General features: G+C 46.2%; 12 protein-coding genes. 10 read left to right on the top strand and 2 right to left on the bottom strand.

From position 1 onward, the window contains the following. The first annotated feature begins 2 nt into the window (after positions 1–2). On the top strand, positions 3–1,100 hold the full coding sequence (locus tag G7Y44_RS04495; protein ID WP_165247921.1) for a glycosyltransferase family 4 protein: 1,098 nt from the start codon (positions 3–5) through the stop codon (positions 1,098–1,100). A 19-nt stretch (positions 1,101–1,119) separates the two neighbouring features. Further along, positions 1,120–2,049: an ATP-grasp fold amidoligase family protein gene (locus G7Y44_RS04490; RefSeq protein WP_165247919.1), complete on the top strand. Its 930-nt coding sequence runs from the start codon at positions 1,120–1,122 to the stop codon at positions 2,047–2,049. A 525-nt stretch (positions 2,050–2,574) separates the two neighbouring features. On the opposite strand, the gene G7Y44_RS04480 is transcribed toward G7Y44_RS04490, so the two are convergent. Next, positions 2,575–3,033: a hypothetical protein gene (locus G7Y44_RS04480; RefSeq protein ID WP_165247915.1), complete on the bottom strand. Its 459-nt coding sequence runs from the start codon at positions 3,031–3,033 to the stop codon at positions 2,575–2,577. Positions 3,034–3,120: 87 nt separating this feature from the next. Between G7Y44_RS04480 and G7Y44_RS04475 the strand changes: the two genes are divergently transcribed. Further along, positions 3,121–4,404 carry an O-antigen ligase family protein gene (locus G7Y44_RS04475; RefSeq protein ID WP_165247913.1) on the top strand — a complete coding sequence of 428 codons (1,284 nt, stop codon included), beginning with the start codon at positions 3,121–3,123 and terminating at the stop codon, positions 4,402–4,404. A gap of 2 nt (positions 4,405–4,406) precedes the next feature. Next, positions 4,407–5,498 carry a glycosyltransferase gene (locus tag G7Y44_RS04470; protein WP_165247911.1) on the top strand — a complete coding sequence of 364 codons (1,092 nt, stop codon included), beginning with the start codon at positions 4,407–4,409 and terminating at the stop codon, positions 5,496–5,498. A 276-nt stretch (positions 5,499–5,774) separates the two neighbouring features. On the opposite strand, the gene G7Y44_RS04465 is transcribed toward G7Y44_RS04470, so the two are convergent. Continuing rightward, positions 5,775–6,083, bottom strand: a complete 309-nt coding sequence (locus tag G7Y44_RS04465; RefSeq protein WP_165247909.1) for a transposase — start codon at positions 6,081–6,083, stop codon at positions 5,775–5,777. Positions 6,084–6,646: 563 nt separating this feature from the next. Here G7Y44_RS04465 and G7Y44_RS04460 point away from each other — a divergent pair. The 6 genes from G7Y44_RS04460 (at position 6,647) to G7Y44_RS04435 (ending at position 12,291) form a co-directional block, all read left to right on the top strand. Next, positions 6,647–7,570: a glycosyltransferase gene (locus G7Y44_RS04460; protein WP_165247907.1), complete on the top strand. Its 924-nt coding sequence runs from the start codon at positions 6,647–6,649 to the stop codon at positions 7,568–7,570. A 136-nt stretch (positions 7,571–7,706) separates the two neighbouring features. After that, on the top strand, positions 7,707–8,819 hold the full coding sequence (locus G7Y44_RS04455) for a DegT/DnrJ/EryC1/StrS family aminotransferase (RefSeq protein ID WP_241159179.1): 1,113 nt from the start codon (positions 7,707–7,709) through the stop codon (positions 8,817–8,819). A gap of 53 nt (positions 8,820–8,872) precedes the next feature. After that, entirely contained in the window at positions 8,873–9,283 is a 411-nt protein-coding gene (locus tag G7Y44_RS04450; protein ID WP_165247905.1) for a sugar 3,4-ketoisomerase, read from the top strand. Continuing rightward, positions 9,276–9,503 carry a hypothetical protein gene (locus G7Y44_RS04445; RefSeq protein WP_165247903.1) on the top strand — a complete coding sequence of 76 codons (228 nt, stop codon included), beginning with the start codon at positions 9,276–9,278 and terminating at the stop codon, positions 9,501–9,503. Before G7Y44_RS04450 ends, G7Y44_RS04445 begins: the two co-directional genes overlap by 8 nt. Further along, positions 9,500–10,936: a lipopolysaccharide biosynthesis protein gene (locus tag G7Y44_RS04440; RefSeq protein WP_165247901.1), complete on the top strand. Its 1,437-nt coding sequence runs from the start codon at positions 9,500–9,502 to the stop codon at positions 10,934–10,936. The genes G7Y44_RS04445 and G7Y44_RS04440 overlap by 4 nt, the downstream gene beginning before the upstream one ends. 119 nt (positions 10,937–11,055) lie before the next feature. Continuing rightward, positions 11,056–12,291, top strand: coding sequence for a formyltransferase family protein (locus G7Y44_RS04435; RefSeq protein WP_165247899.1), 1,236 nt, complete (start codon positions 11,056–11,058; stop codon positions 12,289–12,291). The last annotated feature ends 442 nt before the right edge of the window (positions 12,292–12,733 follow it).

The following is a 12,733-nucleotide window of genomic DNA, read 5'->3' as shown; positions in this document are numbered from 1 at the left end:
GCGTGAAAGTACTTCAGGTTTGTTCATATTACTCCAGTCCTTTGTATAAGCTGCTTTTTGATAAGCTTCACGAGAAGGGAATAGAACAGGACGTGTTCTATTTTGCTGTTCGAGGCACGAATTACACGGCTGCTAGCCCAAATGTGCGTTTTTCTGAGTGCTATGGACAGCTTGATAGGGTCTTTTACAAGCATAAACAACACAAGGTTATGCGTGCGTTTTGTGAATTGTTTTCTGAAGAGAAATACGATGTCGTGCATGCGCATAGTCTTTTTGCCAATGGATACGTTGCATACGAAATTAAAAAAGAGATTGGAACACCTTATATCGTTGCGGTTCGAAATAGCGACGTTAATGAATTCTTCGCTATGCGTCCATGGTTAAGAAGATGTGGCTTAGAAATTATGGAGAACGCTAATGCAGTTGTTTTCATTTCTGAACCTTATCGCCAGCGTGTATTGCGTGATTTTGTTCCAGCTAGCAAAAAAGCAAGCATCGAGTCGAAATCGTTGGTTATACCTAATGGCATCAATGAGCTATTCCTTGCCAATTCTCCCGTCGAGTCTCGGCGTAACGATGGCACGATGCGTCTTGTGCAGGTAGGTGATATCAGCAAAAACAAAAATCAGCTCGGAACCATGAAGGCATGCCATAATCTACGTGAGCGAGGCTACGATGTGCGTCTTAGAATAATTGGTAAGGTGAAGGATAGGAAAGTGTTTCAAAAGCTGACAAGGTGCTCTTTTGTGGACCTGTATCCACCTATGTCACAAAAGAATCTGATTGCTGAATATCGTATGGCTGATGTGTTTGTTATGCCATCCCATCACGAAACATTTGGTTTGTCTTATGTTGAGGCCATGAGTCAAGGTTTACCTGTGGTTTACACCAAAGATCAGGGATTTGATGGGCAATTTAGAAATGGTGAAGTAGGTTATGCCGTTAATTCATCGGATTTTAAAGGAATTGCAGATGCGATATTACTGGCGTCTGCAATGAGCGCGCAAAAAAGGAGCACAATTACTCAATATGCGCGTATTTTCCGTTGGTGCGATATTGCGAGGCGATATGTCGCTCTCTATTGTGATTCGATTGGCTAGAAGGAAAAGGATTATGTATGTGATCGAAAAAGCAATGAAGGGAATAAAGAATCCGGCGCTTGTGCTGGTTCATATGTGTCAACGATGGCCTTTAAGAGCTATCAGTGATAGGACGTACATAAATCTTTTCTATTATGCGTACCAGGGTATATTTCCAAATTTAAATAATCCGGAAGGTTTTAACGAAAAGCTTCAATGGTTGAAACTGCATACATATAATGAGTTTTATACAAATTTAACCGACAAGTATCTTGTTAAAAACTATGTAGCTAAGATATTGGGTGATCAACATGTTATTCCGACACTTGCGGTTTGGGATAGAGTAGAAGATATCGACGCACAAAAGCTTCCAGAATCTTTTGTGCTTAAGTGTAATCATGATTCGGGTAGTGTTGTTGTTTGTAAAGATATAAAGAATTTTGATATCGATTCCGCAAAAAAGAAACTCGGTAAAGCATTGAAGAGGAATTATTTTTGGAAGAGTAGAGAACCAAATTATAGAAAGATAAAACCAAAAGTCATAGCAGAACAGTACGTTGAGGATGTTGGAAAAAACGAGCTAACTGATTACAAATTTTTCTGCTTTGATGGAGTTGCTAGGTTTGTTCAGGTAGATTCAGGTAGATTTTCTCAGCATATTCGAAACTTCTATACAACGGATTGGGAATTTATAGATGTTGAATATGGTTGCGCCAATGATAAGAGGCTTGTTCAGGATCCGCCAATTCACTTTCGTGAAATGCTTGATATGGCGGAAATGCTATCGGAAGGCATACCTCACGTTCGGGTTGACTTTTATGACACTGGTGCGCAAGTGTTTTTTGGTGAGATGACATTTCACCATGGCGGTGGAGTGATGGACATTACACCTCCATTCTATGATAGGTTATGGGGGAGTTATCTATCGCTTCCGACTACTCAAGAAAACAGTGGTAGCCAGTCTAGATGAAATCAAATTCATCTCACAGACAAATTGATAAACGTTGGCCTTTCCGAAATCTGTGTTGCCGATAACCCAAAAACATTAACTTGATCAGGCATTTTATATGAGATCTAAGGCGGCAACACCAGTTTCGGAAGAAACAGGATGGGTTTTAGGACGCACTGGCAGATGCCCTTGGATCTAAGGGCTTAAAACACAAGCTATGAGATGCAGCTTTACAACTAGAAATGCGACATTATGTGACCTTGGGTCCCGGCGGGCTTCTGGGTACAGACAGGCGTGTCATGTCTATCCTCTAGCGCTTTTTCTTCCTTCGCTTGGAAGGTTTGGAAGCACAAGCGCTTGCTTGAGCCTTCTTTCTTCTTTCATAGGCAGTAGATCCTTCAACAGCATCGGGTGCACCAAAGGCCAAAAGAAGTCGTCTTCTGGTTTCATTGAAGGTGTCAAACCCTCGGCTTTCGCTTTTGAGTTCTTTGATCTTGTTGTTGGTCGATTCTGCGCGAGTGGTGTTGATATGGCTTATCGTGGCAGTCACATCACCCAGCCCTCAAATCCCAAGATGACAAACTTGCACCACCCGGGATACTCATCGATAGCGCCGTCATCAAAAGCACAGCCATGTGAAAAGCACTTCTCCGAAAGAGACTCGGCACACAGTACATCCCATGCACTGGGCTCGCCTTGTTTGATTCTTCCAAGTACTGCATGCTCGACTTCGTGTGCGGTTAACACCCTTCCGTCGGGTTTTGTGCACTCACTCTCATATGTATAGGGAAGCAATCCCTGCGTGTATGCAAGCCTTCTTTTCTTGTTGGCTTCTCTGCCGTCCACAGGAGTTCTCCAATCCTTTGATGACGCAGATGCCGCAAGGGGGGTGTGGGGTGGTGCTAGCACCTTACACCTCTCGATTATCCGCTTCCGATACGCTACAGGATCTGCGTTATCGGAAATCGTTGTGAATAGATGTAATCGGAAGCTTGCGACAATCATGAAAGTGGCCGCATGAAATCGCAACACCTCAGTACAGTCCATGAGAGCAACACAACTCTCCATAAGAGTTGTGTTGACATGCCCATAATGGAGTCAGAAATTGGCAAAACAACACCAGATTCAGAAAGGCTTAAACGTTCTGATGAACGGATAGCTTTTGTTGCTGCAGTACATTTAGTTTTGCCAGCTTGTAAGAATATGCTTGTGGGTGCATCTAGTCTTGCCTTCGCTTATAACGATATATTAAATGCAATTGTTATAGGGGTGTTGTTAGTACTATATGTTCGGCTTCTATTTGATCGTACCGTTATCGGTAATCTATCTTCTATAACGGTACTGATTATTATTTGCTGTTTCATGTTTTTTGCTTTGGCATGGATTCATGATAACCGTCTGTTTGTTGATTCAACATTTCCGTACAATTATGTGAAATCGCAGCTTCAGACATTCTTAATGTACAGTCTGCCGTTATTCATGCTTCTATCCATGATGAGAGATTATGATCACCTGTTGAATAATTTGTTGCAGTGTTGTCCGGTTTTGTTTGTGTTTGCATCTATAGCTTTTGTATGCTCATTAGTCCCATCTCTTGCGATTAGCGAATCGCGAACAATCCAATACAGCATGGGATACGGTAACGCGGTGTTGCTGTTGTCTTTGCTGCTTCTACTGAAGATGCGAAGGAGGAAAACCCCTCTGGTAATCGTAGCCTTTATATTGTCTGTTGTTTATATTCTTCTGTCGGGTTCGAGAGGGCCATTGTTGAGTATTGGTATTGCTATGGTTGTTCTTCTAATGATGGAGAAGGGGAGAAAGAAGATCATTATATCTCTTGTTGTTTTAACAGCTTTTGTGTTTGCTACCCTATTTTATACGGAATTGCTGTCTACAATAATTGAATTTTTGGAATCTCGTGGGATATCTAGTAGGACTTTGGTGTTGATGCTGAGCGATCAGGCATTTTATGATTCTGGACGCTCTGATTACTATTCTGTTGTTGTCGATCGCCTTAATGAATGCCCATTGACCGGACTTGGGGCTTTTAGTGGTGAGGTTCTCGTAGGTCTCACGCACAGTTTGTATTTGGACATATTTGTGACTTTTGGCTATTTCATCGGAGGGTTGCTTATAGCTTGGTCGGTAATATCTGCAGTTAAGCTCTCTTCAGAGAATTCGTCAAGAGGAGAGCTTGCTTTGCTGATTTCAATCACCGTATTCCCTCGTGGCTTTTTTAGTGGCTCTTTTTTCACATCAAAAGAGCTATGGATGCTCTTCGGCATGAAGATTAGTGATCGAATTAATAGGAATCAACGAGATAGTGATCGTCGAAATAGCTTGGCTCAAGACCTAAGGGGCAGTGAAAGGACGTAGATATGAAGAGAATCCTTCATATTATGAATGGGGCAGTATCGGGTGGCATTTCAAAGGTGGTCTTGACAATTTGCGAGTCATTAAAGTATGACGATGTCGTTTACGATTGCGCAGTATATAATGGCCAGCTCGGAACAAATGGACGTTATCTGGAGAAACTTGGATGTAATTTCTTTGTTTTGCCTCTCAAGTCTAGGTATCCTATTAGATATATGAGGCAACTAAGAAAGATCCTAGCTGAAGGACAGTATGATGTAGTTCATGTTCATTACAACGACACAAGCTACTACCCTCTGTTTATTGCAAAATTCGCTGGAGTAAATATCAGAATTGCCCATGCGCATACAAACAGGAGCGGTCGCGGGTTAAAGTATATGGCAATTAGTAGACTTAGACATCTGTTGATTCGAGTCTCTGCAACAACATTGGCGGCATGCTCGAAGGAGGCAGCGATATCTGTTTTTGGCAAAAGCGCCTCTGAAAAAGCTGTCTTAATCAATAATTCAATAAATGTGGAAGTGTTTAGATTTAATGAAGAGACGCGAGTTAGCCTCAGGGATAGTTTAGGACTAGGCAGCCGATTGGTCCTTGGGTGTGTTGGAAATCTTGGGGAAGAAAAGAACGTTTCTTTTGCTATTCAGGTTTTAAATAGGCTGATAAAACAAGGTATCGATGCTTCTCTTGTTCTTGTTGGAGATGGTCCAGAAAAAGAGCGATTAGAGACTATGTGCCGCTCTCTTGGGATTAAAGAAAACGTGTTGTTTCTCGGAAGGTGCTCCGACGTTCAGCGGTATCTCAATGTGTTCGATGTGTTCTTAATGCCGTCGTTGTACGAGGGATTTGGTTTCGCTGCTTTAGAAGCGATTTGTTCGGGTCTTCCAGCGCTTCTATCTACGAACATTCCCAGAGATTTTTCTTTCTATCCTTTCGTATATTACCTACGTCTCGAAGATGGGCCTGAGAGCTGGGCTGAGGCGATAGCGCATGCTAATCGAACACACAACCGTAAAGACGCAGCAGATATTGTTCGTAGAAACGGGTATGACAAAAGCGCACTACGTTCTTGCATACAGAAACTTTACTCGCTGAGCTGAATTTCGATAAAAAGGTTCAGCCAAAAAGTTGGATAGAATAACATAAAAACAACTGGGTAAGTCTTAATTCGTGTGGGAATAATAGCCAAATCTAATGTCTGAACAGGTAAAACAAAGAGAATCTAACCCCAAGTTATCACTTGGGGGCAAAAAGAGGGCATACCAACCTAAGCCCTCCATAGAGTAGCTTCAAAAAAGATGACCAAAAGCCAGAAAATCGAATATGTTACGCCTGGTGTGGGGGAGACCTTAAACCCATCGCACTTGACCTATTCGCTAGTTAGCACCCTCCTTTCTCTTGTCGCTTCTTGTAAACAGCGGGATGGGCTTGTTGGGCTTTTGTTTGTGTCCAAGCACCAAAAGACAGCGGCGTCTCAAAGCTGCAAAGCTCATAAAGCCACGGCATGTGCGAATGATGTCTTTGATCTGTCGGTTCAAACTTTCTGCAATTGCGTTTGTACGCCCGTATTCCCAGGCATTCAAGATGTAGGTCTTACGTCTGCTTATGGTGTTAGACACGCTGCGCATCTCAGGTACGTCAGTGCGTCGAGCGATAGATATCCATCGCTTCAAAACGGTTTCCATTTCTCCAAGCCTCAAAGGTGCGAGATCATCGCACAGAAGCCTGGGCATCCAAGTAAGTCTGCGGGGATATACCAGCTATCCTTATACAGGTCACTAACGCAGCGGCCTGAGTTAAGACAACGGTCGCAAAGTCTGTCGAGTGCTCGTATACCCAGCCATCTGAATGGCCGGTTAAGCGAGAGTCTAATCGCTATGCGCTCGTATAGACGCGCTTTTACTCCTACGGTGGTATTGCCTGTGTTCTCCATATCTGCCTTACTTTCCGAGGATACGGGCTACCATAGGGGTCTTGGGGGAGGTGCTAGCTTCCCTAAGACCCCAAACAGAACTGCGGACGGGCAAGGCATCCCGTCCCTCTATACGTTGAATAAAGACACCCGTCCTGTTTTTCAAACTGTAAGACTTGGGGGCATGGGGAAACTTACAAAACGGCGCACCACGCAAAAACAGGCGGAAAACATGTGGGTAGGCACAAGGCGGTGAAAACCGTGCAAAATCCCACACGAATTAGCGGTTACCCGAGAGTAAGCAATGCTAGATCCGGAAGAATCAGGAAGTTTTGAATGCAGTTTATTGCTTTTACCTTTAATCATGAGAAATATATTATCGAGCATCTGGAGAGTATTAAATTCCAGGTCGAGAGATTTGCCTCCGAGCCATGCTCTATTTTAGTGGTAGATGATTGTTCTAGAGATAAGACAGTAAAAAAAGCGAAAACATGGATAGCGAAGAATAGCGACTTGTTTCAAAACGCAGAAGTTGTTTCCTCTCATCGTAATGAGGGATTAACTCGTAACTTTATCAAAGCGATTTCGTTGGTAAAAGAGGATAGATTCAAGATATTAGCTGGTGATGATCTTTATGCGATGAACAATGTGTTTGATGCTGTTGGTAGATTTGATCTTTTTGAAACACCGACAATCCCTTTCACGGAAAGTCAAGGCGTGGAATATTCAGCGAAGAAGGGGCTGGAGTTCTGTTATCGATATGGAGTAAAGCCTATATCGCTAGAACGAATCAAAACAAATCTATCGAGGGGATATTTTTTTTCTGCTCCGGGAGTTTTTTTATCAAGACGGATTGTAAAGGATGATGGACTGCAAAAATATATCTCGCAGTATCGAAATATCGAAGATTTGCCCATGTGGCATTATTTGTTCAATGTTCAATGCAATCAAATAGCTATTGGTCGATCTGTAGTTCCTTATGTGATGTATAGAGTGGGCTCAGGGATTAGTACTTCATTTAAACATGAAGATGCTTCGCAATTCAGAATTGAAGAAGAGAAGATTAGGTCGATTGCATGTCCGAATTCAGGACAAAAGACCAAGTGGGAAAGAAGAATTAAGAAAGCAGCCTATCTTCCTGCATATATGATGGACATCGGCAAGACGGGTGTTTGTAAGAATGAATATGAGAACCAATGGGCTAGTGCTGCAAGATATTTGGCTCATATTCAAGCGTGCGCTTCTAGTTTTCAAGAATGAGTTAATTGGTTTCAGCCAAAATGCTGATTAGAGGATTCAAAAAACTTGCCATCAGGCATAACTCGCTAAATTGAGAATATCTTTAATAGCTGAAACGCCTCTTTTATAGAGAGCCAGTATATGAAAGGCTGAGTCGATGAAGTCAATGCAAATAATGCCGAACAATCTGAAGCGCCAGTACAACCTCCATGCTGATGAATACAAGACCAAGGCTTGCGAGATTCTGGATTCGGGGTGGTATGTGCTCGGGCATGAGGTCGAGGCCTTCGAGTTCGAGTGGGCGGACTACGTGGGGACTGCCCACTGCGCGGGTGTGGCTTCCGGACTCGACGCGCTCGTCATCGCGTTCCGCGTCCTCGGCGTCCGCGAGGGCGACGAGGTAATCGTTGCGGCTAACGCCTACATCGCCTGTGTCATGGGTATCACCATAAACGGAGGCACGCCGGTATTTGTCGAGCCAGACGAGTACGACAACATCAATGCATCCCGCATAGAGGACGCGGTGTCTCCGCGAACTAAGGCGATCCTTGCCGTCCACCTCTTTGGGCAGTGCTGTGACATGGATGCCATTAGAGAAGTGGCTGACCGGCACGGTCTGTACGTGTTAGAGGATTGCGCCCAGTCACACGGTAATCATTGGCATGGAAAGCGTGCGGGCTCGCTCGGCGATATATCGTGCTTTAGTTTCTATCCTTCGAAGGGTTGTGGTGCGTTCGGGGATGGCGGAGCCCTATGTACTGACAACCCCGAGTGGGATGCTCAAGCGCGTGTTATACGCAATTATGGTTCAGAGAGGCGCTACCACAATTCGGTCGTGGGTATGAACAGTCGCCTTGATGAGATTCAAGCGGGATTACTCCGAGTAAAGATGCGCTACTTAGATGAAATGAATGAGGAGCGATGTGCGATTGCTGCAGCTTACGATTCTGGTATATCGAACCCGCTGGTGATAAAGCCCAAGGTACGCCCTGGTGCGGACTCATCCTGGCATCAGTATGTTATCCACGTGAGAGGTGGTAAGCGCGATGCTCTCAAGGAGTTCCTTGCCCAGAGGGGTGTAGGAACCATCATCCACTATCCGATACCTCCGCACCTTTCGGAAGCGTATCGCTACCTCGGGTTCGGTTCTGGATCGTTTCCGATAGCAGAACGCGCGGCCGGAGAAGTGTTGAGTCTACCTATGTATAACGGCATGACCGCAGAGGAACAAAGCTGGGTCATTGAGTCGGTTAACGCATTTGAAGGTTAGATCAACCAAATAGCTTGAAACAGTACTTTGAAAAAGGAATAGGAGAAGGATCAATGAGCGAGAGGCCAAGGTTTCTCGAGTTCTCGCAGCACGGGGATAAGCGCGGGCATCTTGTGGTGGTTGAGGGTGGCTCGGACGTGCCCTTCGAGATCAGGAGGGCGTTTTACATGTACGGGTCTGACCCAGATGTGGTACGCGGGGAGCATGCCAATCGGCTGACCGAGTTTGTGCTTGTGAACGTGTCGGGGACGAGCAAGGTGAGGACGGTGGAGCCTGACGGTGTGGAGACGGTATTTGATCTTGATCGGCCCCACGTGGGAGTTTACGTGCCCCGTATGACATGGAAAGATATGTATGCCTTCTCAGAGGACTCAGTGTTACTCGTACTTGCGAGCGAACACTACGACGGTACGGAATACATCCGTGACTTCGCAGAGTTTCAACGAGAGGTTGGTCTTGCCTAGAAAGCGTATGCTTATTCTCGTTATCACCTTCGGTGGACTCGGGCTTGAGCTTTTCATGGTTCATCAACTCGTTATTCGCTACTGGACGGCGCTGAGTCTTGGTGTGCTGCTTCCAGTATCGGTCTCCTTTGTCTGCTGTCTTGCTCTGTCTGTAGTAGCACTTGCTGCCAAGCGTGTTCTCCCGACAATAACTAGCGTCAAGAAAGCGCCCGCTGCATGAGTCGTGCTCGCCTGTTCGTAGAAAACTTCGTCGTTTATGGTCTAGGCTCGATGGTAGCTAAGGTTATCCCGCTCGTCATGCTGCCAGTAGTTACGCGTCTTATGCCTGATGCGAGCTACTTCGGCTACTCAGATCTCGCGAATACACTCGTCTCTCTCATGCAACCTGTGGCCATCATGGGAATGTATGACGCGATGTTTCGGATGTTTTTCGACCGTGATGATGAAAACTTCAAAAAGAGTGTCTGCTCCACTGCGCTGTTTTTCGTCATGGGTATGACCGTCCTTGTTGCAGCATGCATGCTGTTGTTGGAAGATCCCATTGCTAGGTTATTCTTCGGCGACGCGGAGTTTGTCAACCTGGTGGTGGTCAGCGCGATGACCGTTCTCGTCTCCGGGAGCAATTCGATCATTCAAGCTCCCACGCGCATGATGAACAAGAGGCGCGTCTTCATCATCATGAACCTGGCGACTTCGATTCTCTCTTATACGGTCTCCATCCCACTGCTCCTCGTTGGGGAATATCTCATGGCGCTTCCAGTCGCAGCTCTTGTCGCGGCAGCTTCGGCTCTCGCGGTCTTCGCTTTCCTTAACCGCAAATGGTTCTCTTTCAAGAACTTCGATCCGAAGTTGCTCAAGACGATGCTCGTCATAGGCGTGCCCCTCATGCCGAGCTTTCTGTTCTATTGGGCCTTCAACTCTGCTAGCAGGCTCGTGATCCTTTCGGCGTTAGGGGCATCTGCTGCGGGCATCTTCGCAGTGGCTGCGAAGATCGGTCAGGTGAGTCAGCTCATCTACACCGCCTTCGCGCAGGGCTGGCAGTACTTTGCCTTTTCTACCATGAGGGATGAGGACCAGGTGGAACTTAACTCCCGAGTCTACGAATACCTCGGAGTTATCTCGCTGTTGGCTACGGCGTTGGTGATTGCCGTTATGGACCCAGTTTACCGCCTGCTGTTCTCGGATGAATACACTGGCGGCATTGTGTGTGTTCCGTACTTGTTCTTGGCACCGCTTTTGCTCATGCTTTACCAAGTGGCGGTCAACCAACTCATCGTAGTGAAAAGGACTTGGCCGTCTCTTCTCATGCTTGTCTGTGGCGCTGCTACTTGCATTGCCTTACAGGTTGCGCTCGTGCCCTTACTCGGTATCGAAGGTGCGGCCATCGGTACCATTGCGGGTTACTTCATGACGGTTGTTATAGCCCTCGTTGTTCTCACGCGCATGAAGCTTATGGCTGTTCGTAGGCGGTTTCACGTGTTGTTCGTGGTCTTCGCTGTCTACTTGCTGACGTGGCGGTTTCTCCTTATGGGTAGTACCGCAGCACTCTGTGTTCTGTTCATGTGCTTCGCGCTCTTCTGCGTGCGGCTGTACCGTGAGGAACTGCACGGACTGCGCCGTAGGCTCAGTGTGAACTTGAGAATGGACGTCTAGATGTAGGGCGGTCAAGGCGCGCTTACTTACATTATCCGCCTTTTCCAGCGAGCGTGCCGATAAGTTTTCGTAGGGCGGCCTGGGACATTCGATACTGGAGGAAGGGATGGTGTTTTGGAATGTGCGAGACGTTGCAAACGATCTGCGTTGCGGGGAAGAATGACATAGCCGTTAATGTTCTGGAGGAAATACTCTCCAAGAACCTTCCCAACGTTCGCTTGGTTGTAACTTGTAATCGAACAGAAGATGGATGCAATGACTGGCAGAGGTCGCTGCGCTATTTCGCTGCTCTCTACGGTGTTGAGGAGATAACGCTCGATGAGGCTCAAGCTACTGAAGGGCTTGTGTTCCTCTCGATGGAGTATGACCGGCTTGTAAAGCCTGAGTTGTTCAGGTCTGGGCGGCTGTTTAATATCCATTTCTCTAAGCTTCCAGCGTATAAGGGGATGTACACATCTGCCCTCCCAATTTTGAATGGGGAAACTGTTGTCGGAGTGACTCTACATGAAATCGATGCTGGAATAGACACTGGTCGCATTATCGCGCAGGATACCTTTGCGCTTCTGGAGGAAGACTCTTCGAGAGACCTCTACCGGAAGTATATAGAGCATGGGTCGAAGCTGGTTATTTCCTATCTCGACGACATTCTAGACGGAACTTATGCTGCGAGACCGCAACCGTGCAGGGGTTCTACGTATTACTCGAAGGCAGCTATCGACTATTCTGACGTTCGCCTTGATCTTAACAGAACGGCTTGTGAGATCGGCAGGCAGGTTCGAGCGTTCACCTTCAGGGAGTTCCAGCTCCCAGCTGTTCTGGGTTATGACATCTTCGACTATGAGATTACGGCCGATCGGTCGCATAGTCGACCTGGAACACTGATTTCTGATGACGCTATTTCACTGAGACTAGCCACTGTCGACTACGATATTCTGCTGTACAAGGATCGCTTTGCTGACCTCATGCACTATTGCGCAACAGGGGATCTCGAGGGCGTAAGGTCGATCCATGGGGTAGGGTGTTATCTCGACCAATATGACGACCACGGTTGGACGCCATTAATCGTCGCGACGTACAACAACAAGGTAGCTATCGTGGAGTATCTCTTGGTGCAAGGAGCGGATCCACGTCAGCGAAATTTTAAGGGTACGAACTTGCTTATGTACGCGAAGGACGCCTACATCAACACGGGCGATGACAGGCTGCTCAAATTGTTCATGGAACACGGGGTCTCACCTTGTGAGCAAGATTATTCTGGACGGTCGCTGCTGGACTATTTGAGTTCCGAAAAATACGGTGAGCACGTTCTTCGAATAGTGGAAAGCGAATTCTGCAGTAGAAGCGAAGGTTTGTAGTGAGGCTCTCGTGTGTGGTGAGTCCTTTCACTTTGATGGGTTCTGAAGGATTTAGGGTATCGAGGATTTAGTGTGGACGATTCGAGGGCATACAAAGTAATAATCAACTCGCATCAGGCAAAACTCTCAGAATTGAACGTTTCTTTGACAACTAAAACCCCTGTTCAACGCCGCAAGGATGCAAGACTGTGAAATATCTAAAACCTGCCTTGTTGCGAAACTCGCAAACCGCCTGAATTCCCGCTTTTCCATGACGTGATTTGATTCCTGCCACATGATCTTGTGGTAATTCCTCCGATATGGGGCACTGTGCTCCATATTTTGTTGCAAGAAACAACGTCATAGGTTATAATTATGACGTTGTTTAGGCAGTGCAGGAGACAGAAAATGGCTCAGATAAGGCAGACCGACAAGGCTACAGGCATCGTTTACGTGTATGAAG

Origin of the sequence: Adlercreutzia sp. ZJ141, assembly GCF_011038965.1 — a bacterium.
Taxonomy (GTDB): domain Bacteria; phylum Actinomycetota; class Coriobacteriia; order Coriobacteriales; family Eggerthellaceae; genus ZJ141.
Note: the sequence above shows the minus strand (reverse complement) of the source record. Positions and strands in the feature narration are given on the sequence as shown.

Bases quoted from the DNA above. Each gene is read 5' to 3' on its own strand.
- G7Y44_RS04480 (WP_165247915.1), bottom strand. From the start codon at position 3,033: ATGATTGTCGCAAGCTTCCGATTACATCTATTCACAACGATTTCCGAT.
- G7Y44_RS04470 (WP_165247911.1), top strand. From the start codon at position 4,407: ATGAAGAGAATCCTTCATATTATGAATGGGGCAGTATCGGGTGGCATT.
- G7Y44_RS04450 (WP_165247905.1), top strand. From the start codon at position 8,873: ATGAGCGAGAGGCCAAGGTTTCTCGAGTTCTCGCAGCACGGGGATAAG.
- G7Y44_RS04435 (WP_165247899.1), top strand. From the start codon at position 11,056: ATGTGCGAGACGTTGCAAACGATCTGCGTTGCGGGGAAGAATGACATA.
- G7Y44_RS04475 (WP_165247913.1), top strand. From the start codon at position 3,121: ATGGAGTCAGAAATTGGCAAAACAACACCAGATTCAGAAAGGCTTAAA.
- G7Y44_RS04460 (WP_165247907.1), top strand. From the start codon at position 6,647: ATGCAGTTTATTGCTTTTACCTTTAATCATGAGAAATATATTATCGAG.
- G7Y44_RS04440 (WP_165247901.1), top strand. From the start codon at position 9,500: ATGAGTCGTGCTCGCCTGTTCGTAGAAAACTTCGTCGTTTATGGTCTA.
- G7Y44_RS04465 (WP_165247909.1), bottom strand. From the start codon at position 6,083: ATGGAAACCGTTTTGAAGCGATGGATATCTATCGCTCGACGCACTGAC.
- G7Y44_RS04455 (WP_241159179.1), top strand. From the start codon at position 7,707: ATGAAGTCAATGCAAATAATGCCGAACAATCTGAAGCGCCAGTACAAC.